The following is a 22,834-nucleotide window of genomic DNA, read 5'->3' as shown; positions in this document are numbered from 1 at the left end:
TTTTATATCAGCATGCTGTTATTCGCTTCGCAAACTCTTTACAGGATTGACGATAGCTGCCCGTATGGCTTTGTATCCTACCGTGATCCATGCAATGACTATCGAGATAACTATGGCTAATGCAAAAAATCCGATGCCGAGGTCAATACGATAGGCAAAGTCCTGCAACCAGTTTTTCATCATGAAATACGCCAGCGGAGCCGCTATTAAAAATGAGATGGCAATAAGAATGGTAAACTCTTTTGAAAATAAATACACAATATTTCCCGCAGACGCCCCGAGCACCTTTCTGATTCCTACTTCTTTTACTTTTTGTACGGCCATAAAAGAAACAAGTCCGTATAAGCCAAGGCTTGAGATCAATATGGCGAGGCAGGCGAAAATTTTATATAACAAGGACAATTGATTTTCCTGTTCATAGAAACGATTAATGCTTTCTTCCATAAACGTGCCGGCATAGGCATATTCAGGAAAGAACTCATTCCACAAGGTTTGAACAGCAGTTTGTGTCTGTTGAATATTGGCTGAACGCAATTTTACCGAGCTAAGCGTATAGTAATTATTGAATTGACCAATCAATAAAGGTTTTACATTTTCCCGCAGCGAGTTTGTTTTAAAATCTTTAACTACGCCGCTGATAGTTTTCCAGGCATTTCTTCCTATCCTGATATCTTTGCCAACCGCATCCTGGGCACTCTTAAGTCCCAACTTTTGAACGAGAGTTTCATTGATGACCACTTCCTTCATGGAATCACTCTTCTCATACACCCGTCCGGCAGCTAACTGCAGTCCATACGTTTTAAAATAATCTTCATCAGCAAACTTCATGGTTACCTGGAACTTTTCATCGTCCCTGTGATCAAAGGCAAAATTGCCGCTCCATGTATTTTCAGAAGAAGGTGCATCGCTGCTAAAACTTACTAACTGTATACCGGGAGTTTGCAATAGTTTTTGCTTGAAAGCGGGAAGTTTGGCAATGCTGAGACTATCCGAACTACCCGCAAGCATGAGAACTGCTTCTTTATTAAATCCAAGGTCGGCTTTGTTGACAAAATTCATCTGGCTTACAGCCACGATGGTTCCGATGATGAGCACTTGCGAGATGGCAAACTGCGTAATCACCAATCCACGCCGTAAAGAAATACCACCCACCTTTGCAGATGTCATATTATTTTTTAAGGCCAGCACTGGTTTGAAACCAGAAAGAATAAGTGCCGGATACAAACCTGCAAACAGGGTGCATACCACCAGTACAGCAACCAGGAAAAGAATGGTTTCAGGATTGATCAAACTCAGGTCTTCGCTGATGGAAGCGATATGTTTTATAAAGGGAAGACATAATGTTGCTATCCCAAAAGCTGCGATTCCTGCTATTAATACAACGAGCGCCGTTTCGCCCATCACCTGGAAAAATAAAAGCTTACGATCGCTGCCCAATACTTTTCGGATACCTACTTCCTTTGAGCGACCGACGGCCTGCGCTGTTGCCAGGTTGACAAAGTTGATACATGCCATAATGATGATAAACACTCCAACCAGCGATAATATCTTCAACGAAGACCTGCTGATAACATGATCGCCAAACGTTTCAAACCTCCGGTCAAAATGGAGTTCTGATAAAGGCTGGAGGAAATTGGAACGCTCAGAACTTGATCTTCCTTTATAATTATCCTTATTAAACTGCTGCAACTGTTGATTGATATCAAAAGGTCTGAGATTGGCCGGCAGTAATGCATACACCTGGAAATTACTGGACGTGTTATTCCAGGATTGATAGTAGTTATATTTTTCTCCACCATTTTTTAACGACTCCAGTGAAGCCATTACGCCGAGGGGGAAGTCGGTGTTCCCGGGAACATTTTCCAATATACCCGCTACTTTCAGCGTAATAACATTGTCTAAACGAATGATTTTTTCGACCGCATTTTCCCAATTGGTGAAGTATTTTTCCGCCATTTTTTTTGTCAGCACCACCATGTTGGGCTCACTTAAAACTTTAGCACTGCCTGCAAGCCATTTGTATTTAAATACGCTAAAGAATTGTGGGTCGCAAAAAAAGATGCCGTTTTCCTCAATAAATTTTTTATTGGAAGAAGTTGATTCATTACCGCCATCAATAGTAACCTGGCTGCCGGATGCCGAATGCATACTACCAAACACTACATTCGGCATTTTCAACCGCAATGCATCCAATGCCGGTACGGGTATACCTGCATTATAGGTAATGCCATCGGAAAATTTATCCTGTGTTACTACGCGGCTGATATTTTTATACTCCGGTTGAAATTTATCATAGCTCAATTCATAGCTCACAATCAAAAACAACAACAAACAGGCAGCAATACCTACTGCCAGGCCTGCAATGTTAATGGTAGCATAGCCTTTTTTACGAATCAAATTCCTGATAGCGGTTTTAAAAAAATTTCGGATCATCGTTTTACTTTTATCGCAGCGACTCTTAATGTTATTTACACCATAATATTTTCCAATACTACCTGACCGTCAAGCATGCGAACAATACGATGACTATACCTTGCATCATGTTCGGAGTGAGTTACCATTATCACTGTGGTTCCTTGTTCATTCAAATCGGTCAGCAATTGCATGACATCATTACCGTTGGATGAATCAAGATTACCGGTAGGCTCATCCGCTAAAATCAATTTGGGTTTGTTAACAACGGCCCTGGCAACCGCTACCCTTTGTTGCTGGCCGCCTGATAGTTGTTGCGGATAGTGATTACGACGATGCATGATCTGCATTTTATCCAGCACTTCCTCTACCCTTTTTTTCCTGTCACCAGTTTTCACACCGGTGTAAATAAGCGGTAGTTCAACATTTTCAAATACGGTCAGTTCATCAATAAGATTAAAACTCTGGAACACAAATCCAATGTTTCGTTTGCGCAAGTCAGCCCGTCTTCTTTCATTGAACCTGGCTACTTCAATACCATTGAATAAAAAACTTCCTGAATCAGGATCGTCCAGCAATCCCAAAATATTCAGCAGGGTGGACTTGCCACAGCCCGAGGGGCCCATCACTGCTACAAATTCTCCTTCTTTTACTTCAAAGGACAACTTATTAAGCGCTACAGTTTCTACTTCTTCTGTGCGATAAATTTTTTCCAGGTTAGAAATATTAATCATACTGTCGTATTTAAAATTGGATTGTTTACCGGTTATATATTGAAAAGAAAAAAATTGAATGGGCGCTGGCTGCGGCAAGAACTCTTTTGTTCTTTCACTGCCTTTTTTGGGCAGTCTGATGCTTCTTGCTTTTTGCACTCCACGGAAGTTCCAATTGCCATTTGCCTTGCTGATGAAAACAAACTCATGCAGCAGATGATAGCCGTGACATAAATAATTTTCCGTTTCATTGATAAGGGTTTAATGGTTAATGGTCTAAGGTTTATGGTTAATGGTCTTTGATTCTTTTAAAATAAGATTTTGCATCAAGTCCCCCTTCGGGGGATTTAGGGGGCCTTTAACACCAGTTCCTGCATATTGCCATAATTTTCATAACTGGAAGTAACAACCTTGTCACCGGGTTTTAATCCCTGCAACACTTCATAGTAATCAGGGTTTTGACGGCCCAACTGGATGTCAACTTTGTAAGCCGTTTTTCCATCGTCACTCAATTTAAATATCCAATTACCACCCGTTTGTTGATAGAAGCCGCCTTTGGCTACCTGTACTGCCTGCACTTCATCACTAAAAGCCAGTCGTATTTGCAGTGTTTGCCCGCGGCGAATCCCCTGGGGTACTTCTCCGTCAAACTCCATATCGACCTGGAAGCGGCCGTTGGTCACCTGCGTATATACTTTCTTGATCTTAAGTTTATAATCTTTCCCAGCCAGGGTGAATGAACCCATCAAACCGGTGTAGATGCGGGAGATATAATGCTCATCAATATCCACTCTTACTTTAAATCCACTCAGGACATCTATCTGTCCCAGTCTTTCACCTTTATTTTTTGATTGACCTATTTCAGCATCCAATGAAGTCAACTGCCCATCGACAGGCGCCCTTACGATCAGGTCACCGACTTTTTTGCGCATAACATTCAGAGCATTTTGTGTACGTTCGTAGGATAGCCTGCCCTGGTTTAGTTCCTGTTTTACAGAAATAGAATCCTGCTTCAATACCTGGTCAGTTAATTTCTTTTTCTCCAGCTGGTAATTGTAGTTGTTCTCTGATTGTTTGAACTCTTGCAAACCGATCACTTTTTGATCGTAGAGTTTTTTATTCAGTGTATAAATGCGTTCAGCTTCTTTTAATTCACTCTCCACGTCCGTGCCCTGGTTTAGTTTACCAATAGTATTCTGGCGGGCCGCATTTTGGGAAATCTGCATTTGCGTAAGCAGGTTATAAACCGAAGTTTCCTGGTTTACCAAGCTCAGTTCGAGATCCGTGTTGGATAAACGGAGTATGGGCTCACCTTTTTTCATCACAGCTCCATCGTCAACATATTTTTCCTCCACCCGTCCGCCTTCAACGGCATCCAGGTAAATGGAAGTGATGGGAAGAACGATACCGTTTACCGGAATAGTTTCCTGGAAGGGGCCTGATTTTACTTCACTGACAGTTAATCTTTCGGTATCAACATTCAACCTGCTTTTGCCGGATGTAAAGTAATAACTGGCGAATGCCAGTGCGGCTATACCGACTACCCCGCTAATGGTTAATATCCGTTTTTTAGTCCATCTCTTTTTTTCAACTACTCTATCCACTTTGTGTAAGCTTTAATGATTTCGAAACTGTCCATTTTTAAACGGCGGTACAATAATTTTGGTTACAGCCTGTTTTTTTTCTGGATTGCTATTACTCCTATATGATAAATATGCCAACTCCTAAAACATATGATTTGTAATTAGTTATAAATTTGAACGACGGTAAGGACGTTCACTTCCGATACAACAACTGTCCGGTTTTGATACACTGTCTGTAACACTCTTTTTCTAAAAATTTCGTTGCCAGCACTTTGCATTTATGGTATAGTTAAAGCAGTCTGAACCATGATTAATAAGATTAAAATGATTTTGAAGAAATTGGCTGCAGACTCTCCTATTTTTGGAGTCGTATAAAAAAGAATTGTTTTGTGGTTTGATAAAATTTAGTCACACCAAAAAAGCATTACGAAAAAACAGTATCCCACAAATCCATAAAATCCCAAAAATCCCGGTTCAGACAAATGAATTTAAAGAACGCCTCCATCCTGATCATTGACGACGATACCGACGTATTGACTGCGGTAAGACTATTATTAAAAAATGAAGTAAAAGATGTAGTTACGGAAAAGAACCCGGAGAATATCCGCTGGCATTTGTCAAAGGACAATTATGATGTGATTCTACTGGATATGAATTTTACCAGCTCCATCAATACCGGCAATGAAGGGTTGTTTTGGCTAAAGGAAATTAAAAAGCTTCGCCCGGATGCTGCTATTATCATGATTACAGCCTATGGTGACATTGACCTTGCCGTTCGCTCATTGAAAGAAGGAGCGGCTGACTTTGTGGTAAAACCCTGGCACAATGAAAAATTGATGTCAACCATTAAAGAGATTTTAAAAAGAAAAGGCGGTAAGACAAATGGATTGACGCTTACGAATACCGACTCGATTATAGGAAAAGAACTACTAGGTGAATCCGAAGCGATGCAACAGATCTTTTATAAGATTGAAAAGATAGCACCTACCGATGCTAACATCCTGATATTGGGTGAAAATGGAACGGGTAAAGACTTGATTGCAAAAGCCATCCACCAACAATCGCTTCGGGCTTCCAAACCTTATGTGAAAGTGGATGTGGGGGCTCTAACCGAATCATTATTTGAAAGCGAATTGTTCGGCTACAAAAAAGGAGCTTTTACCGACGCAAGGGAAGATCGCACCGGCAGATTTGAAGCCGCCAACACCGGTACATTGTTTTTAGATGAAATCGGCAATATACCGCTGCACCTGCAAGCGAAATTATTAAGCGTATTGCAAAACAGGCAAGTGATAAGATTGGGCAGCAATGAACCTACGCCAATTGATATTCGGTTGATTTGCGCCACTAATGTTCCATTAAGTGAGTTGGCCAACGAAACCCGTTTCCGCAAGGATCTTATTTACCGGATCAATACGGTAGAGATTACCGTACCCCCGCTGCGCAAAAGAGGAAATGATATTATTTTGCTGGCGAGATACTTTACCAAACTCTATTGCAATAAATACCTGAAGCCGAAATTGGAGCTTGATACCAAGGCCATGGAAAAATTGACGCAGCACCACTATCCCGGAAACGTAAGAGAGTTGCAATACATTATCGAAAGGGCTGTGATCATGGCCGATTCAGATGTGCTGGAGGCCAAGGACCTGCTCTTTTCCCCTATTGAATCCAACGTTGTTGCCAACACCGAAGATGAAGCTACAAAACTGAGCGATGTCGAAAAAAACACCATCCTGAAAGTGATTGAAAAACACAATGGAAATATTACCCGGGCGGCAAAGGAACTGGGCTTGACAAGGACTGCGTTATATAGAAGATTAAGTAAGTATGATATATGAGAGAAGTTGACGGTTGACAGTTGACGGTTGGCAGTTAGCAGTTAATATTTTGCAGTTGGCAGTTGATTTCAGTTTTTCTTTTCACTTTTGTCCTTTATCCTTTGTCTTTTCACTTCTCACTTTTCACTTTTCACACTACTAAAGGTTATGTTATTTAAAAAAATTGAGTGGCGGATATTACTAAGAGTGCTGGTGCTGTTTATTACATTAAGCGCAGGGTCATTCCTGTTAGTAAAAGGATTGTACATATACCTGGTGCTGCTGCTACCTGTGATCATTTATGAACTGGTTGAATTTTATCGTTTTCACAATAAAGCGCATAAAGAATTGGATCAATTTGTTGAATCCATTCATTACCGGGATTTTTCCAGGTATTTTGATGTCAAGCATGCTTCTGCAGATATACAACCGTTGCGTAAAGGGTTCAACGAGATCAACACTACTTTTAAAGTGATCAGCAAGGAGAAAGAAACACAGTATCAATACCTGCAAAAGATTTTGGAGCTTGTCGATACAGGCATTCTTTCCTATGAAGAAAGTTCGGGAGAAGTAGTATGGATGAATGAGACCCTGAAAAAAATGTTACAACTTCCCTATCTGAAAACAATCCATTCGTTACAAAAAAGGGATGGAGAACTTTACCACGAGATCATGGGCCTGAAACCCGGTGAGAACAAGATTGCTACGGCTCACCCTGAAAGATCATCTTTCAAGATATTATTATCAGCCACCGCTTTTCAAACAGAGGGAAGAGTATATAAGCTGATCGCTTTTCAAAACGTGAGTGAAGCGTTGGATGAAACGGAATCAAAAGCCTGGCAAAAATTATTGAGTGTATTGACACACGAGATCATGAATTCCGTGGCGCCCATTTCTTCACTGGCTTCTACACTAAAAAGCCGCCTGCAGGAATCAGTCGGTGCATTGAATAATGATTCGGGCTCTGTTGATGACCTGGAAATAGGCATTGAAACCATTAAGCGCAGAAGTGAAGGTTTGCTGAAGTTTGCTGAAACCTACCGGAACCTCAATAAGATCACCACACTAAACTTAAGAAAAGCATATGTCAGGGATATTTTTGAAAACCTGCTTCAACTGATGCAGCCCACACTGGAACAAAAAAATATTGAGGTGGAAACAATATTAAAAGATACTGATCTTGTTGTGGAAGCCGATACCGCTCTACTTGAGCAGGTGCTGATCAACCTGGTGGTGAACGCCATTGAAGCCGTAAAAGATAAGGAAGAACCACGGATTGTATTATCGGCTTTTATGTCCAGCAACCGGAAGATTGTCATTAAAGTAGCTGACAATGGTCATGGCATGGCGGAAGAATTAATGGATAAAATATTTATTCCTTTCTTCAGCACCAAGAAGAGCGGCAGCGGTATTGGCCTCAGTCTTTGCAAGCAGATCATGATGTTGCACAAAGGAAATATTACGGTGCAATCAAAAGAGGGAGAAGGAACGGCATTTCAGTTGCAGTTCTGAAATTGACAGGGATAAAAAAATTAAGCCGGTCGCAACAACCAGCTTAATTTTTTTGAACCCAAGTTTTGCTTATACTAATTCCACTTAAAACTCAATGGCACATTCAGCTTCACCGCATAACTTCTGCCAATATTATAGACACCTTGCCGGCCGGAAACATTATTCACCGCTGTGTATTTTAACCGGCTCAAATGGTTTTGATACGCCACATCAGTAAGGTTATTTCCACTAAGGCTTAGTGTAAACAAGGTCGAACCTTTACGAATAATATCTGCGCCTACAGCTGCATTGATGAGCCTACGCCTTGGTTCGTGTCTCACGAACCAACCATTTTAAAATACTTCCTATAAATTCATTAAAAGAAGAACTTAGCTCATTTATAAGGTGATCTACTATACTTGATTCCGGTTCGTGAGACACGAACCGGGGCTTTAGAGTTTCAAAGAAATCGAAAAAAATTACCCGGACATTAATGATACTAATTCCACTTAAAACTCAGCGGCACATTCAGCTTCACCGCATAACTTCTGCCAATATTATAAACACCTTGCCGGCCAGTAACATTATTGATAGCTGTATATTTTAACCGGCTTAAGTGATTTTGATATGCCACGTCAGTAAGATTATTTCCACTAAGGCTTAGTGTAAATAAGGTTGAACCTTTACGAATAATATCGGTACCAATAGACGCATTGATGAGCCAATAATCCGGTGTGTTGGTTTCTGTACCATAGCCCGTAAATGCTTTGTTTTGCCGGAATGTATAATCACTTTCCAGGCTTATGTAAAAATTGCGGGCAAGATTTCCCTTCTGCAAAAAATTTCCCCGGAGTTGTGACAAGTATCTTGCGGCCGGAATATTCGGAACATTTTTAGATCCATCGATAGCGTTTGAAAACCGGGCTCTCGTATACGAAAATGTATTTTCAAAATGCAGCCAATCCAACGGGTGCGGGTGAATGTCCATGTTAAATTCTACGCCATATAAATTTGCCCGTTGCTGATCAAAGGCAAAAACATTTAACAGGTTCCCGCTTTCAGGATCTACAACCAGCGAATCTGTACCTGCTGCATTCAACACTTTACGATAGTAAATAAAATTATTTATGGCATTGAAAAAAATACCTGCACCCAGTGTGATATGCTGGCTGTTAAATTCAATGCCGGCATCTGCCTGTAAGCTGGTTTCAGATTTCAAGTCCTGGTTACCTAATTCATATCGATTGGTTCCCTCGTGTGCACCATTGCTTGCCAGTTCAGCCAATGTCGGGGCCCTGAAACCTCTTGCTAGATTTAATTTCAATGTCAGCTCCTTGCTGGCTTCATAACTCAACCCCGCACTACCTGACAAGTTTGAAAAATTTTTAGTGAATGATGCAAATTTTATATCAGTACCATCCAACATCTGTTTGCCTTCCACATGCCGGTTATCAAAGCGCAAACCACCGCTCAGCGATAGCTTATCTTTATGATATTGTGTAAAAACAAAGCCCCCTAAATCAAATAAAAGATAGTCTGGAATAATTGCTTCTTCCGCCCTGTTTTTATTGGTTTGATTCATGCCTGATATGCCGACACTGGTTTTCCATTGACCTTTATAAGGTATATTCAATTTAGCTGAATAATTAATTGTCTTTAAATCAAAATAAGCAACGGGCACGTCTGCATTGTCAGCGTCACCAAATTCTTTGCGCTGGTTTCTTTGGAATCCAGCAGCTATATCCAATTTACTTTTGCCAACATTAAAGCTATTATCCGAGGAAATTTTGAAATGCTGCACCTGCTGGAAAGGAACAAAAGGATCAATTGATCTAAAATCATTTTTATTGGCAATTTCCTCGCCGCCTCCGGCAACCGCTTTTAAGAATTGTCCCGTCGCATCATCCCGTTCCCCTTCTATCATCCCAATATGCTGGTCAAAATTGCTTAACCGCAAATAGCTGTGTCCCCATGATCCGCTATAACCCAACATTCCACCAACATTCCGGTTGTTGAATTTTGAGTTGAATACATATCCATCATATTTATTCTTATAATCCTGCGCTCCCTTGTAAGAACCATACGCATTGAAACTAAATCCATTTTTGGAACCGGTCACATTACCATAGTAACCCCGCAACTTGCTGTTAGTTTGATATTCACCCAGGATATTTGCATTGATTGTTCCTTCGGGTGCCGGCGCCAGTGACTGAATATTGATAACACCTGCGAGACCATCAGAGCCATACATCAAAGAGGCTGGCCCTTTCAACACTTCCACTCTTTGCACACTATAATCATCGATCTCCACACCATGTTCATCACCCCACTGTTGCCCTTCCTGTTTTACGCCATCATTCACAATCAATACCCGGTTATAGCCCAAGCCACGAATAAAAGGTTTTGAAATCGCAGGGCCCGTTGTTAATGCGTTAACGCCTGCTACATGTGTCAGACTATTTATAATATTAGAAGAGCTGATCTTTAACAACTCCGCCTTTTTCAGCACAGTAACAGGTTGTGGTGATTGTTTCAGGCGGGTAGCTGTAGACACACCTGTGACGGTGACTCCCTCCTGCTCTATAATCGCAGTATTAAGTGAAAAATCTTTGATAGTAACGCCGTTTATATTTATTCTCTCCACCGTACTGGTATGCCCGATATAAGACACTTCAACCAGGTAGTTGCCTGCAGGAATAAAAGAAGTTTTATACTGCCCGCTGTCATTTGACACGGCATCGCGGTTTATGTCATGAATGTGGATATTAGCACCCGGCAATGGCGTTCCTGTCTTTTGATCAGTTACCCTGCCCGTTAAAACAGATCTTTCCTGTGCATTAATGTTAATGTTATATAGAAAGAATAACCCGCTGAAAAAAAATACGATTCGCTTTTTTGTCATAATAGAATAAATTAAAAAGAAAGTCCTTTCAATAAATAAATACCAACCTCCCGGAATATAACCGGAACTACAAAAATTTATTCTAAGACATGGGCGGACCGCGAAGAGAAGAAAAAATCAATGATGTAAAATAAACCGGCTCGGCAACCGCATTAGCTGGGCTACTATAAGCTACCGATGGAGACGTGACAACAGGCTCGTCAGCCTCAATAAAAGGCATTAAAAAATTGTCAACACAAGAACAAGCAAAGTTGATCTCCTTTGCATTTTCGTGCTTTTTGGCCTGTGTTTGTACTGGTTGTTTTTTGTTGTGAAGGAGGTTATGAATAAATAAACCGGCGCCTATTTGCTGGAAGAAAACCAGCAGCAGCATGAGTGATATTCCTCGCCGTATTGAATTATTGTGCCCCATTGACTTTGCAAAGAAAAGAAAAATTTGCAACTATATTTCATTTTTATAACAAAAAAACTACAATTACGCTTATGCTATTTTATAATCATCGACGAAAAGTTCTACAGATACTTTATTCTTTCTAATTTATTTTACTTACAAAGGAATGCCATTTTATTCCCTGAATTAAACCGAAGCGCCGCTATTTACATTTCATTAATAGCTGTTAATCCACGGTTAAGGAGGCCTCCATTTTATACAAGGGAAAAATAACTGGTGCAACTTAGCAGTATCAATTCAAGAAAATAAAAATACAGTTATGAAAAAGTACATGATCCCTGCACTTGCTTTTTTACTGGCAACAGGGGCTGCAAATGCACAGGTACAAAAATCCGTGGCAAAAACAACGACTCCCAAACAAGTAAGTGCCAGGACAACGTCAGCAGCAAGCGGAACCGCTGCAACCAGTGTAAGCCCTAAGCCTGCCACATCAAAAAAGACGATGGTACCTATAAAAAGGAAACATCATCACAAAAGCAAAGCGGCAAAAAAAGTAGAAAATAAGTAGTTGGTTTGGTGGTTTTTCGATTACAGCAAAGACGATCCTGTTGGATCGTCTTCTTTTTTTGGTGCGAGGTATAAAACAGTTAACTTTCGATTAACCAATGTTAACAAAACATATTCTTTGCTTTTTAAAGCTTTGTGTCAGTAACTAAGCTATGGCTATCACGCTACGATCCTCTACAATACGGCTTGGCATTTTTATCAGCAGCCTGGTGATCGCTATCATACTGATATTTCAATTGGTATGGTTACGAAAAGTCTATTTGTTCGAGCAAAAAGAATTTGACCATAGTGTAGTAAAAGCAGTAAGAGGTTTATACGAAGATCTTAACATTAAAATTTACAATTCGTCAACACTCACCGACCTGATTGAAAACCCACAACCAAATTTATACCTTGCCAATATCAGCTTGCCTGTCAGTACAGACTCGCTTTCTACTTACCTTCAATACGAGTTGGAAGATTTTGGCATATTCACAAATTGCTATATCGGCTTATATAATGCTGATTCGGCCAAATATACTTACACAAACTTATTAGCCGCTCCTGTCAGTAAACACAAAAACGGCAAACCCCTGCCGGTTATTAAAACGTCATACAATTACCTGAGCCTGTATTTTCCTAACCGGAAACAATACATTCTTTCGCAATTAAATGTTTGGATAGCCAGCAGCATCATTTTACTCCTGTTACTTCTCTTTTTTGGCGCCAGCCTATATTATTTTTATAAACAAAAATTTTTAACAGAAACACAAAAAGACTTCCTTCATAGTGTCACGCATGAATTTAAAACACCGGTATCGGTACTCAATCTAGCCGCAGAAGTATTAAAGGATCCTACTATTATTTCAAAACCGGAAAAGCTTTCCACCTATGCCGGTATTGTAGAATATCAATCACAATATTTACAAAAACAAATTGAAAATCTTTTACGATTTGCCCATACTGAATCACATCAACTACACCTGCATAAAGAAAAGCTGGAGCTGAACCAATTAATCGGCGAAGCCATCACCAACCTTAATCCACTCATTATTGAGAAAAAAGCTAAGCTGACATTTCAACCTGGAACCAGCAATTCATTTTTATCAGCTGATAAAGATTATATGGTAATAGTGATTATGAACCTTATCGATAATGCTATCAAATATTCGAAAGATCCTGTCATAGATATTACAACGAAAAACGAGGGCTCACATGTACTACTATCCATACGGGATAATGGAATAGGAATGGATACCAAGCAGCTTAAAAAAATATTTAACAAATTCTTCAGGATACAAAACGGAGAAGTGTACACTGCTAAAGGATTTGGAATAGGCCTGAGTTTTGTAAAAAAAATAGTAAAAGCGCATAATGGAAATATACAAGTAGACAGCAGTCCCGGCAATGGCAGCAAGTTTACTATCGAATTACCTTATCAATAAATTTTTATGCAAGAAAAAATAAACATACTGGTAGCCGAAGATGATCTGCAACTGGGTTTTATCATTAAAGACAACCTGAATGATGCAGGTTTTAATGTAATTAACTGTCCGGACGGTGAAACAGCCTGGGAGCAATATCAAAAAACAAATCCTGACCTGTGTATACTTGATGTGAATATGCCCTACCGCGATGGATTCAGTCTTGCCAAAAAGATCAGGCAAAAAAGCGATTTGGTTCCCATTTTATTTCTTACTGCAAAATCATTGCAGGAAGATAAATTAAAAGGATTTGAATCCGGTGGTGATGACTATATCGTAAAGCCGTTCAACATGAAAGAATTGCTGTCAAGGATTAATGTCTTTCTACGGCGAAACAAGCTAATCATGCCTACAACGCAAAAATCATACGCCGTGGGAAGCTTTCATTTTATTCCTGCAGAGTTGGAATTTACAAAAGGCTCGGAAAGAGTCAGCCTTACTCAACGGGAGGCAGAACTACTTGAATTTTTATGTCTTCATCCCGGAAAAGTGTTGAAACGGGAAGATATATTATCCAATGTATGGGGTAAGAATGATTTTTTTCTTGGCAGAAGCATGGATGTATTTATAACAAGACTACGAAAACTGCTGGCGGTTGAACCTGCAGTAAATATCGAAACCATCCATGGCGTTGGCTATCGTTTTACTACTGAAAGCCAGTAACTATTGATTCAGTAAACGTTGAATAGCCTCCATCACTCTCCCTTTTTCGGGAAGAATAGCCTGCTCCAATAAAATATTCATAGGAATAGCGGGAACATCCGCGGCACCTAATACTGCTACAGGCGCATCTAAAAAAGAAAAGCAGTTTTTGCTAATTCTCCCGGCCAACGCTTCTGCAAATGAATTTGTTTGTTGCTCTTCTGTAACTATTAAACACTTACCATGAAGTTTTACCCTTTCAAAAATTAACTCTTCATCAAGCGGGTATAGTGTTCTCAAATCGACAACTTCAACCTGCTGCTGAAAACTTTTAGCTGCAGCTTTAGTCCAATAAACTCCCATACCATATGTAATAACCACACAAGTTTCTCCTTTTTCTATGGCAGTATTGCCGGCTTGCAGTACGATGTTTGCCTTACCAAGAGGAATGATATAGTCTCTTGAAGGTTCGATAGTCTTTGCCTCTTCAGTTCCGGGTACTTTACTCCAGTACAAACCTTTGTGCTCCAGCATTACTACCGGGTTACCATCGTGAAAAGCAGCTTTCATCAATCCCTTCATATCGGCAGCGTTGGAAGGATATACCACTTTTATTCCTTTGACGGAAAGAAGAGTTGTTTCAACACAACCGCTGTGATAGGGCCCCCCGCCGCCATAAGCACCTGTCGGTACCCGGAGTATCATCGATATCGGAAATTTTCCGCAAGTGAGGTAACAGCTCTTGGAAATCTCTGTTACCAGTTGATTAAATCCCGGGTAGATATAATCAGCAAACTGCACTTCCACAATGGGTTTTATCCCGACTGCACTCAAACCTACTGTTGACCCAACAATATAAGCCTCCTGTATGGCAGTATTAAAAACCCTGTTATCTCCAAAACGATCAGCCAATGTCGCGGCTTCACGAAATACACCACCTAATCTTTGTCCCACATCCTGGCCATATAACATAGCTTCAGGGTGATCTTCCATCAGTTCACGAATAGCAAAGAGAGCAGCATCGACCATTAATACTTTTTCAGCATTTGCGGGTTCTCTTGTACCTTTTTCTTCGACGATAGTAGTGGGAACAAATACATGATCAGTGGCGGTTGAAGGATCAGGCTCAGGTGATGCAATTGCTTGTGCAAAGTCATTAGCTACTTCTTGAGCAGCTTCTTTTTCTATTTCCAATAGCTCATCTTCCTTTAGCCCTTTTTCTAATAATTTTTTCCGCAGCTTATTATTCGGACAGTGTTCCAGGTGTTTGCTCCAATCCTTGTCAGTACGATAAAACTCCTTCCTGACACCACTTGTATGGTGACCAAGCAATGGCACCTGTGCATGAACCAACCAGGGTTTTCTTTCTTTACGAACTGAATTACACACATGCTTCATTACTTCGTACGATGCTTCAAAATCACTGCCATCGACCTGTATGCGATTCATCCCTTTAAACCCGGCAGCAAATTCAAAGGCATTCATCGCTCTTGCTTCTTCTGCCGAAACACTAATCCCCCAGTTATTATCCTGGATCAGGTAGACAATAGGCAACTGTTTTAATACTGCAAACTGGAAGGCTTCACTTACTTCACCCTCAGTAATGCTTGCATCTCCCAACGAACACAGCACGATGGGCAACTCTCCTCCTGCTCCTTTTTTTAATCTTGTTAAATCATTTCTCTCCCAATATTGTACTCCTTGTGCAACTCCTGTTGTCGGAATCGTCTGCATGCCAGTAGCACTGCTTTGATGAATGATGGTAGGCTTATCATCTCCCCTGTAATTGGGATGTGAATAGTATTCTCTGCCACCCGTGAAAATATCATTTCCCTTGGCAAGCAATTGCAGCATTTGTTCAAATGGAGTAAAGCCCAACCCCAACAGCATGCTTTCATCCCTATAATAAGGGCTTACAAAATCCTGCGGCTGCAGGTGAAAGGCAGTAGCTAATTGTATAGCTTCATGGCCACGTGAGGTAGAATGGACGTATTTGCAAATGGGGCGATTATTTTCATAAGTTTCCGCCATTTTTTTTACAAGGCTCATGGCCTTATATGCTTTCAGTAGTAATGAAATATCAGTCATGTAAGCAAGCATCCGCCGTCCCTTCGTCATGCTCGGGGCCCCGGACGAAAGGCAAATTTAAGGGGAACAAGTGTTAGTATGGCATTAAAACAAAAGCCATCCGCGGAGCGAATGGCTATAAGCAATTGGTTTGTTTGAGTGGATTTTTCGATTGGCTTTATTTCACTTCCAATTTGAACATGCTTGTTTCCTCCAGTACACCCTCCAATTCGTCTCCTACCACTACCTCCCCGACGCCGGCCGGTGTTCCGGTAAAAATTACGTCCCCGATATTTACCGAAAAGTAGTTAGAAATGTAAGCAACAATACTGTCAAAATCATGAATCATATTGGCTGAAGATCCCTTTTGCACCAATTCCTGGTTTTTAAACAAGCTGAAATTGATGTCTTTCTTGTTTTTTAACTCGGTCAGGGGTACCCACTTTCCTATCACTGCTGAATTATCCCAGGACTTTGCTTTCTCCCAGGGTAATCCTTTTGCTTTTAACTCTGTTTGTATATCTCTTGCCGTAAAGTCGATACCTGTAGTAATTGCATCGTAGTATTTACTGGCAAATTTATCCTGGATGTATTTCCCATTTTTGCTTATGCGAAGCACCAATTCACATTCGTAATGTAATTCATTGGTAAACTCGGGATAATAAAAAGGTGCATGTGGCTGCAACATTGCACTTTTAGGCTTCATAAAAATAACCGGCTCGTCAGGAACATCATTACCAAGCTCTTCGGCATGAGCAACATAATTACGGCCTACACAAAAAATCTTCATAAATCTGGATGGTTGGTGTTAAAATACATCGGATACTACTCCATGGACTGTTGATCCCATATATATTCAGGTAATCTATAGGGTAAGTGGAGTTTAAAACTCGCAGGGTCGGAGTGCTAAAATAAGTAATCAATATGACTTATCATAATCAAAACTTGTGATTATTTACCAGGTTCATAGCCGCCGTTATCCCCTGCGTGCCAAAAATCTCTATGGCTTCGACAGATTTGTCAATTTTCAATTTTACTAATGGTTCTTCTTCTTTTCGCCACTTGCCCAGGACAAAATCAGATTGCCTCCCCTTTGGAAAGTTATTTCCAATACCGAACCTCAAGCGAGGATATTCAATACTACCCAATGTCTCGTGAATACTTTTAAGACCGTTATGGCCAGCGTCACTCCCTGAAGGCCGAAGCCGGAGCTTTTCAAGCGGAATTGCCAGATCATCCAGTATCACCAGCATGTTTTCAAGACTTATTTTCTCTTTATCCAACCAATATTTAATGGCCTTGCCACTCAAATTCATATAGGTGGTGGGACAAATACAAATAAATGACCGGCCTTTCCATTTTATGTCTGCAACATAAGCCAGACGGTCAACACGAAAAGTTGCGCCGTGCTTTGTTATAAAGGCATTCACTACATCAAAGCCGATATTATGCCGGGTATGAGCATACTCATTACCCACATTTCCCAAGCCAACAATCAAGTATTTCATAGCTTATCCTGGACAGATAATTTCAAAGAAGCGTCTTTTAATTATCACATTTAGTTGCCAAATATCGTATTAACCAATAAAAAACCCGTATCAATGCGACACGGGTTATACAATATTCTTTTACTGATTTATTTTTTTGCAGCGGCAGCTGGTGCTGCGGCAGGCGCAGCGGCTTTAACAGCAGGTGCAGCAGCTTCTTCCTGCTTCAACTGTCTTGTCAATACAACAGAAGCAATTGGAATACGAGGTGAGTTCAAAATCTCGTAATGTTCTTCTTTTACATCTTCTACCCGGATATTGCCATTCAGCTCCAGGTTGTCAATAGACACTTCAATTTGCTCCTTCAGGTATCTAGGATATGTTTTTACTTTCAGTGAGTTGATTTTAGCAATAAACTTACCTCCATCTTTCACCCCTTTTGAGCTACCAGTAAATTTCAGTGGAATAGTCGCTATCACTTTTTTATCCTCTACCAGCTCCATAAGATCAACGTGGGTAAGACTATCTGTAACCTTATCAAATTGCAGATCTTTTAAGATGCATTTGTAGATTTTGCCATCTACATCTACTTCAGCTAACTGGAAACTTGGAGTGTATACTAAAGGTTTAAACGCCGCTGCAGGAGCTGAAAAATTGATCTCCTGAGCACCCCCGTAAATTACACCCGGCACTTGTTCCTGAGAGCGGAGCTGGCGGGTGGCGGTTTTCCCGAATCCGGTCCTCAGTTGTCCTTTGATTGTAATTGTTTTCATTTTTTATGTTTATTTATTTGTTTGCTATGGTTTCTGCCAATTTATTTATCCCGTCTTTGCGAATGAATAAATAGACTGGTGATGCTTTTATTTTCAAAAGCGTTCCGGATGGCTACAGCAAAAAGTTCTGCCACCGATATCACTTTAATTTTCGAACTATGATTTTTCAGGGGAATAGTGTCACAAACAACCAGTTCCTCTAATACACTATTTTCAATGTTTTCATAAGCCTTGCCACTCAGTACCGGGTGAGTAATTAAGGCCCGTACTGTTTTGGCACCTTTTTCCTTTAAAAGAGCTGCGCTTTTTGCCAAAGTTCCTCCGGTGTCGCAGATATCGTCAATGATGACAATATCCTTTCCGGCTACATCTCCTATCACTACCATGCTCGCAATCTCGTTAGCCCTCTTACGGTGCTTATCGCAGATGACCATTTCTGCATTAAAGTAGTTGGCAATTTCCCTTACACGATTGGTTGAACCCACGTCAGGGGCGGCAAAGGTAAGGTTTTCCATCTTCAGATTCTCTATATAAGGAATAAAAACTGCATGGCTATCCAGGTGATCAACCGGTATGTCGAAATACCCCTGGATCTGCGGTGCATGCAGGTCCATGGTAATGATCCTGTCCGCACCCGCAGCAACCAACATGTTGGCTATCAGCTTGCTTCCAATTGCCACACGAGGTTTGTCCTTTCTGTCCTGGCGGGCATAACCGTAATAAGGTAAAACTGCGATGACCTTATATGCTGAGGCCCGACGGGCAGCATCGATCATCAATAACAGTTCAAGAATATTGTCGGCCGGGGAATTGGTGCTTTGCACTAAAAAAACAAAATCACCGCGGATGCTTTCGGTGAAAGTGGGACACATTTCACCATCGCTAAAGTGTTGAATATTAATTTTTCCCGGCTTTGTTCCATATCTCTTGCAAATCTCCTGGGTCAATAATTCAGAGCTGGTTCCGGAGAAAATTTTAGCAGATTGCATGAATTTAAAAATGTGCGGCGAAGATATTACTATCATCGCAATCGCCACACCTGCGGGGTTAAAAAATCATGCTTCGGGAAAGGTTAACGTACTACTGCTGCTGTAGAAACCTGTACTGGAAAATTCTTTTGTTTAGCTGGCTGCTCCGTCTTCACCACAGGCTCATCTGCAAAGTCTGAGTTAAAGCTATAAAACAACGAAGAACAAATGAAGATGGAGAAAAATAATACTACCACGTACATTACTGCAAAGAAAAGAATGGGGTGCAAAGCACCAATGGTTGAAGACTTTTTAGTTCTCATAATTGCAGGATTTAGATTTTTCAGTAAAAATTGGATTTTGACTTTTCAGGATAGCAATACTACTAATGTTGTATTGTAAGAATAAAAATATTAGTTAAACTTGTTTTATGCAAGAGAATAAACACTCTATTAAGCAATGGGCAAAAGACGATAGACCCAGAGAAAAATTACTATCCAGGGGTGCGGAAAACCTCAGCAATTCGGAATTGCTTGCTATTCTTATTCACAATGGATCGAAAAATAAAACGGCAGTTGATCTTGGCAAAGAGATTCTAAAACTCGGAAAGGATAACCTGGTCGAATTGGGCAAACTCTCAGTAAAGGATTTGATGAAAATTAAAGGAATCGGGGAAGCCAAAGCAATAACTATCGTCGCAGCGCTGGAACTTGGACGAAGAAGACAATCAAGTGCATCGTTGGAAAAAGCTATTGTCAACAGCAGCTCTGATATTGCCAATTATCTACAGACAGCTTTAAAAGATTATCCCCACGAGGTTTTCGCTGTTATCTTTTTAAACCGATCAAACAAGGTCAATCATTTTCAGATTGTCAGTGAGGGTGGTATTACCGGTACTGTAGCGGATCCCAGGATAATATTAAAAAAAGCATTGGAACAAAATGCTGTCAGTATTATTCTTTGTCACAATCATCCTTCCGGCAGTTTGAGACCCAGTCGTGCTGATGAGGAGTTAACTACCAAAATAAAAGAAGCAGCAAAATTTTTAGATATCCGGGTTCTTGATCATATCATCGTGAGTGACGATGGCTATTATAGTTTCGCGGATGAAGGGTTACTTTAAGGCGGGAGCCGGAAGTTCGGAGTCGGGAGCTAAGGCAAAAAACGTTCAATAACATCATAAAGAAACTTATGGGACATTATAAAGATTTGTTAGCTTATCAAAAAGGGTATGATATTGCTATGAAAATATTTATTCTATCAAAAAAAAATCCCCCTGAAGAGAGATATTCACTTACCGATCAGATAAGAAGGTCATCCCGGCTGTATGTGCAAATCTTGCTGAGGCTTTCAGAAGAAAAAGCTACAAAGGCTATTTTATTAGTAAGTTAAATGACTCAGAAACAGAAAATGCGGAGACAGAAGTCTGGCTTGATTTCGCCAAAGACTGTTCTTATTTAACTGAAGTTGAATATCATGAATTGACTACATTAAATACAGAGGTTGGAAAATTGATTTGGTATATGATTAATAACGCTGAAAAATTTATTTGAAAAATACCTCCCGGCTCCGAACTCCAGATTCAAGTCTCCTGACTCCCTAAGCCTGTGCAGTAGGGCCGCCAAAGTTTAATGGTAACTGAATTTCTTCCAAGTCCTTTATTGTTCCATTCGCAGCTTCGTACTTGCTAATATTTTCTGTGATGGCTTTCATGAGCCTTTTTGCATGCTGTGGTGTCAGTATAATTCGTGATTTGACTTTACTCTTTGGTGTACCAGGCATCACATTCACGAAGTCGATGACAAACTCCGCATGCGAATGGGTAATGATCGCCAGGTTGGCATACGAACCTTCTGCTACTTCTTCGGAGATTTCTATATTGAGTTGATTGGGTTGGGGTTGGTCGGGCATCTTTTTAAATTAAATAAATAATTAATTATAAAAGCAAATATCGCTTTTTAAGTCGCTTTAAGCCAGACTATTTTGAATTCTCAAAAACCGAACTTTTATTAAGGCAAGACAACCAAAAATGAAAAGGCCGCCTATCAAGACAGCCTTTTCATTTTTATTTGCAATGATAATTCTATGGTTTATCTATCCAAATTTTTGTATTAAGTTCATCCGGGCCCTGCGATTGCAAAACCGCTTTATAATTATCCAGGTTTAAATCTCTTTCCAAAGTAGTGTAAGCTTGTCTTCTTGGGATTTGCCCATCAGAGGTAAGGGGAGCAGGTCCAGGGCTGAGAGTTGGGAATCCTGTTCTTCTCCACTCCATCCAGGATTCAAATCCATTCAAATAAAGTGCAATCCATCTTTGATATGAAATCTGTTTTATCGCATCCGTAGCCGAATATACAATATCAGGCTGCAATACGTAAGCAGCATAACCACCTGAAACACCATATTGCTCCATTGATGCTTTTATACCATCAAGATAAAATTTAGCAGCCTCCACATCATTTGGTGCATTACCTGCATTCCATCCTCTTTTTTCACCTTCAGCTAATGTAAATAACACATGTGCAGCCGAAAGAATGTATTCAGGCGAATTTTGCTTTCTCAGGTTTGTACCAATATATGAAATGGAATTATTAGGAATACCAGTAGTAACATCTAACCCATAAGGCATTCCCTTATAGTTTGCATTACCATCTGTAGGCTTATCTGCAAATGCAGGAATTCTTGGGTCATTTACGCTTTGCAAATAATCGAGAAATGGTTTGCTGATTGCATAATCAAAACGGGTCAAATAACGGGCATACCATGCACTTTCATTTGCTGTTTCATTTAAATGATTGTATTTGTAGGTTTCTGCATTTGTCAGGATAACACCAGCATTTTTTGCATCAATAAACTCTGCTTTACCTTTAGCAGGATCTGCTTTAGAAAGGCGTAAAGCCATTACAAGTCTAAGTGAGTTAGCAAATGCTTTCCATTTGTTTACACTGCCACCCAGGAAAATATCACCCGCAACTATTTTACCACCATCAAATTGATTAGCTGCCTCTTTCAACTCCTTGAAAAGGTCTGTATAAACATCCTGCTGTTTATCAAATTTAGGCGCCAAATTGTCGCCTTGCTTCAATGCTTCACTGTAAGGAATATCTCCCCATCTGTTAGTAATGTGAAAAAAGAAATAAGCCTTTAGTATACGTGCCACAGCAATTTGGTTGGCATTAGACCCACCGTCAACAACAGTCGGAGCAGTTGCAGGGTCTGAATTAAAGTCGATAATCTTTTGTAAAGAAAGCAACGGACCTGTGTAGAATGCAGCATATGATACATTAATATCTGCAAACCTGCTGGTAGTTGTATACTGTACTTCTGCTATATGCTGTGCATAAAGAGCGCCGACGGCAGAGTTGGTAACACTTGGCAAAGAACGAAGCGCACCGGTAAGCAGATTTTGGGTAACCGGGGTTGTAGTGGCATAAGGGTTAACATTGGTATCCTCAAATTTTTTACACCCTGTCAGTCCAACACTTGCCACCACAGCTGAACCAATCGCAAATGCTATTATTTTATTTTTCATATAATTAATTTGTTATCGTAATT

General features: G+C 40.3%; 22 protein-coding genes. 8 read left to right on the top strand and 14 right to left on the bottom strand.

Annotation, left to right across the window (positions count from 1 at the left end):
• Nucleotides 1-18 precede the first annotated feature (18 nt).
• The 3 genes from P2W73_RS03135 to P2W73_RS03125 form a co-directional block, all read right to left on the bottom strand.
• Nucleotides 19-2,433, bottom strand: a complete 2,415-nt coding sequence (locus P2W73_RS03135; protein WP_276500529.1) for an ABC transporter permease — start codon at nt 2,431-2,433, stop codon at nt 19-21.
• Between the two features lie 35 nt (nt 2,434-2,468).
• Nucleotides 2,469-3,146, bottom strand: a complete 678-nt coding sequence (locus P2W73_RS03130) for an ABC transporter ATP-binding protein (RefSeq protein ID WP_276500528.1) — start codon at nt 3,144-3,146, stop codon at nt 2,469-2,471.
• A 326-nt stretch (nt 3,147-3,472) separates the two neighbouring features.
• The gene (locus tag P2W73_RS03125; RefSeq protein WP_276500527.1) at nt 3,473-4,729 is read right to left on the bottom strand and encodes an efflux RND transporter periplasmic adaptor subunit; all 1,257 of its coding nucleotides are present in this window, start codon (nt 4,727-4,729) and stop codon (nt 3,473-3,475) included.
• Between the two features lie 461 nt (nt 4,730-5,190).
• On the opposite strand from P2W73_RS03125, the gene P2W73_RS03120 reads away from it, so the two are divergent.
• Nucleotides 5,191-6,549, top strand: a complete 1,359-nt coding sequence (locus tag P2W73_RS03120) for a sigma-54-dependent transcriptional regulator (RefSeq protein WP_276500526.1) — start codon at nt 5,191-5,193, stop codon at nt 6,547-6,549.
• 147 nt (nt 6,550-6,696) lie between these two features.
• On the top strand, nt 6,697-8,040 hold the full coding sequence (locus tag P2W73_RS03115) for a sensor histidine kinase (RefSeq protein WP_276500525.1): 1,344 nt from the start codon (nt 6,697-6,699) through the stop codon (nt 8,038-8,040).
• A 74-nt stretch (nt 8,041-8,114) separates the two neighbouring features.
• On the opposite strand, the gene P2W73_RS03110 is transcribed toward P2W73_RS03115, so the two are convergent.
• The 3 genes from P2W73_RS03110 to P2W73_RS03100 form a co-directional block, all read right to left on the bottom strand.
• Nucleotides 8,115-8,360, bottom strand: a complete 246-nt coding sequence (locus tag P2W73_RS03110) for a hypothetical protein (protein WP_276500524.1) — start codon at nt 8,358-8,360, stop codon at nt 8,115-8,117.
• Nucleotides 8,361-8,518: 158 nt separating this feature from the next.
• The gene (locus P2W73_RS03105; RefSeq protein ID WP_276500523.1) at nt 8,519-10,921 is read right to left on the bottom strand and encodes a TonB-dependent receptor; all 2,403 of its coding nucleotides are present in this window, start codon (nt 10,919-10,921) and stop codon (nt 8,519-8,521) included.
• Nucleotides 10,922-11,003: 82 nt separating this feature from the next.
• Entirely contained in the window at nt 11,004-11,294 is a 291-nt protein-coding gene (locus tag P2W73_RS03100) for a hypothetical protein (protein WP_276500522.1), read from the bottom strand.
• Between the two features lie 337 nt (nt 11,295-11,631).
• Between P2W73_RS03100 and P2W73_RS03095 the strand changes: the two genes are divergently transcribed.
• The 3 genes from P2W73_RS03095 to P2W73_RS03085 all read left to right on the top strand — a co-directional run bounded on the left by P2W73_RS03095 (nt 11,632) and on the right by P2W73_RS03085 (nt 14,005).
• The gene (locus P2W73_RS03095; protein WP_276500521.1) at nt 11,632-11,880 is read left to right on the top strand and encodes a hypothetical protein; all 249 of its coding nucleotides are present in this window, start codon (nt 11,632-11,634) and stop codon (nt 11,878-11,880) included.
• A 151-nt stretch (nt 11,881-12,031) separates the two neighbouring features.
• Nucleotides 12,032-13,303, top strand: coding sequence for a sensor histidine kinase (locus P2W73_RS03090; RefSeq protein ID WP_276500520.1), 1,272 nt, complete (start codon nt 12,032-12,034; stop codon nt 13,301-13,303).
• Between the two features lie 6 nt (nt 13,304-13,309).
• Complete coding sequence (locus tag P2W73_RS03085; protein ID WP_276500519.1) at nt 13,310-14,005, top strand: response regulator transcription factor; 696 nt, start codon at nt 13,310-13,312, stop codon at nt 14,003-14,005.
• On the opposite strand, the gene P2W73_RS03080 is transcribed toward P2W73_RS03085, so the two are convergent.
• The 6 genes from P2W73_RS03080 to P2W73_RS03055 all read right to left on the bottom strand — a co-directional run bounded on the left by P2W73_RS03080 (nt 14,006) and on the right by P2W73_RS03055 (nt 19,602).
• A complete protein-coding gene (locus P2W73_RS03080) occupies nt 14,006-16,033 on the bottom strand; it encodes an alpha-ketoacid dehydrogenase subunit alpha/beta (RefSeq protein ID WP_276500518.1) in 2,028 nt (675 codons plus the stop codon).
• Between the two features lie 196 nt (nt 16,034-16,229).
• Nucleotides 16,230-16,841 carry a fumarylacetoacetate hydrolase family protein gene (locus tag P2W73_RS03075; RefSeq protein WP_276500517.1) on the bottom strand — a complete coding sequence of 204 codons (612 nt, stop codon included), beginning with the start codon at nt 16,839-16,841 and terminating at the stop codon, nt 16,230-16,232.
• 148 nt (nt 16,842-16,989) lie between these two features.
• Entirely contained in the window at nt 16,990-17,559 is a 570-nt protein-coding gene (gene pth, locus P2W73_RS03070; protein ID WP_276500516.1) for an aminoacyl-tRNA hydrolase, read from the bottom strand.
• A 128-nt stretch (nt 17,560-17,687) separates the two neighbouring features.
• Entirely contained in the window at nt 17,688-18,311 is a 624-nt protein-coding gene (locus tag P2W73_RS03065; protein WP_276500515.1) for a 50S ribosomal protein L25, read from the bottom strand.
• Between the two features lie 41 nt (nt 18,312-18,352).
• Nucleotides 18,353-19,300 carry a ribose-phosphate diphosphokinase gene (locus P2W73_RS03060; protein WP_276500514.1) on the bottom strand — a complete coding sequence of 316 codons (948 nt, stop codon included), beginning with the start codon at nt 19,298-19,300 and terminating at the stop codon, nt 18,353-18,355.
• 83 nt (nt 19,301-19,383) lie between these two features.
• Nucleotides 19,384-19,602, bottom strand: coding sequence for a hypothetical protein (locus tag P2W73_RS03055; RefSeq protein WP_276500513.1), 219 nt, complete (start codon nt 19,600-19,602; stop codon nt 19,384-19,386).
• Between the two features lie 107 nt (nt 19,603-19,709).
• Between P2W73_RS03055 and radC the strand changes: the two genes are divergently transcribed.
• From radC to P2W73_RS26425, 3 genes are all read left to right on the top strand, one after another.
• Nucleotides 19,710-20,402: a RadC family protein gene (gene radC / locus P2W73_RS03050; RefSeq protein ID WP_276500512.1), complete on the top strand. Its 693-nt coding sequence runs from the start codon at nt 19,710-19,712 to the stop codon at nt 20,400-20,402.
• 68 nt (nt 20,403-20,470) lie between these two features.
• The gene (locus P2W73_RS26630; protein WP_439145485.1) at nt 20,471-20,671 is read left to right on the top strand and encodes a four helix bundle protein; all 201 of its coding nucleotides are present in this window, start codon (nt 20,471-20,473) and stop codon (nt 20,669-20,671) included.
• Nucleotides 20,596-20,832 (top strand): four helix bundle protein, encoded by a 237-nt coding sequence (locus P2W73_RS26425; protein ID WP_439145487.1) that lies wholly within the window; start codon nt 20,596-20,598, stop codon nt 20,830-20,832. The genes P2W73_RS26630 and P2W73_RS26425 overlap by 76 nt, the downstream gene beginning before the upstream one ends.
• 46 nt (nt 20,833-20,878) lie before the next feature.
• Here the strand turns inward: P2W73_RS26425 and P2W73_RS03045 are convergent, their stop codons facing one another.
• Together P2W73_RS03045 and P2W73_RS03040 are read right to left on the bottom strand one after the other, a co-directional pair.
• On the bottom strand, nt 20,879-21,190 hold the full coding sequence (locus P2W73_RS03045) for a DUF3467 domain-containing protein (protein WP_276500511.1): 312 nt from the start codon (nt 21,188-21,190) through the stop codon (nt 20,879-20,881).
• A 172-nt stretch (nt 21,191-21,362) separates the two neighbouring features.
• On the bottom strand, nt 21,363-22,811 hold the full coding sequence (locus P2W73_RS03040) for a SusD/RagB family nutrient-binding outer membrane lipoprotein (RefSeq protein WP_276500510.1): 1,449 nt from the start codon (nt 22,809-22,811) through the stop codon (nt 21,363-21,365).
• Nucleotides 22,812-22,834: the final 23 nt, after the last annotated feature.

This window comes from Terrimonas pollutisoli, assembly GCF_029360765.1.
GTDB lineage: Bacteria > Bacteroidota > Bacteroidia > Chitinophagales > Chitinophagaceae > Terrimonas_B > Terrimonas_B pollutisoli.
The sequence above is the reverse complement of the archived record's forward strand: the minus strand, read 5'-3'. Positions and strand labels throughout refer to the sequence as shown.

Coding starts and splice junctions, on each gene's coding strand:
- P2W73_RS03085 (WP_276500519.1), top strand. CDS start 13,310: ATGCAAGAAAAAATAAACATACTGGTAGCCGAAGATGATCTGCAACTG.
- pth (WP_276500516.1), bottom strand. CDS start 17,559: ATGAAATACTTGATTGTTGGCTTGGGAAATGTGGGTAATGAGTATGCT.
- P2W73_RS03105 (WP_276500523.1), bottom strand. CDS start 10,921: ATGACAAAAAAGCGAATCGTATTTTTTTTCAGCGGGTTATTCTTTCTA.
- P2W73_RS03130 (WP_276500528.1), bottom strand. CDS start 3,146: ATGATTAATATTTCTAACCTGGAAAAAATTTATCGCACAGAAGAAGTA.
- P2W73_RS03090 (WP_276500520.1), top strand. CDS start 12,032: ATGGCTATCACGCTACGATCCTCTACAATACGGCTTGGCATTTTTATC.
- P2W73_RS03100 (WP_276500522.1), bottom strand. CDS start 11,294: ATGCTGCTGCTGGTTTTCTTCCAGCAAATAGGCGCCGGTTTATTTATT.
- P2W73_RS03060 (WP_276500514.1), bottom strand. CDS start 19,300: ATGCAATCTGCTAAAATTTTCTCCGGAACCAGCTCTGAATTATTGACC.
- P2W73_RS03045 (WP_276500511.1), bottom strand. CDS start 21,190: ATGCCCGACCAACCCCAACCCAATCAACTCAATATAGAAATCTCCGAA.
- P2W73_RS03120 (WP_276500526.1), top strand. CDS start 5,191: ATGAATTTAAAGAACGCCTCCATCCTGATCATTGACGACGATACCGAC.
- P2W73_RS03065 (WP_276500515.1), bottom strand. CDS start 18,311: ATGAAAACAATTACAATCAAAGGACAACTGAGGACCGGATTCGGGAAA.
- P2W73_RS03115 (WP_276500525.1), top strand. CDS start 6,697: ATGTTATTTAAAAAAATTGAGTGGCGGATATTACTAAGAGTGCTGGTG.
- P2W73_RS03080 (WP_276500518.1), bottom strand. CDS start 16,033: ATGAGCCTTGTAAAAAAAATGGCGGAAACTTATGAAAATAATCGCCCC.
- P2W73_RS03055 (WP_276500513.1), bottom strand. CDS start 19,602: ATGAGAACTAAAAAGTCTTCAACCATTGGTGCTTTGCACCCCATTCTT.
- P2W73_RS03095 (WP_276500521.1), top strand. CDS start 11,632: ATGAAAAAGTACATGATCCCTGCACTTGCTTTTTTACTGGCAACAGGG.
- P2W73_RS03040 (WP_276500510.1), bottom strand. CDS start 22,811: ATGAAAAATAAAATAATAGCATTTGCGATTGGTTCAGCTGTGGTGGCA.
- P2W73_RS26630 (WP_439145485.1), top strand. CDS start 20,471: ATGGGACATTATAAAGATTTGTTAGCTTATCAAAAAGGGTATGATATT.
- P2W73_RS03075 (WP_276500517.1), bottom strand. CDS start 16,841: ATGAAGATTTTTTGTGTAGGCCGTAATTATGTTGCTCATGCCGAAGAG.
- radC (WP_276500512.1), top strand. CDS start 19,710: ATGCAAGAGAATAAACACTCTATTAAGCAATGGGCAAAAGACGATAGA.
- P2W73_RS03135 (WP_276500529.1), bottom strand. CDS start 2,433: ATGATCCGAAATTTTTTTAAAACCGCTATCAGGAATTTGATTCGTAAA.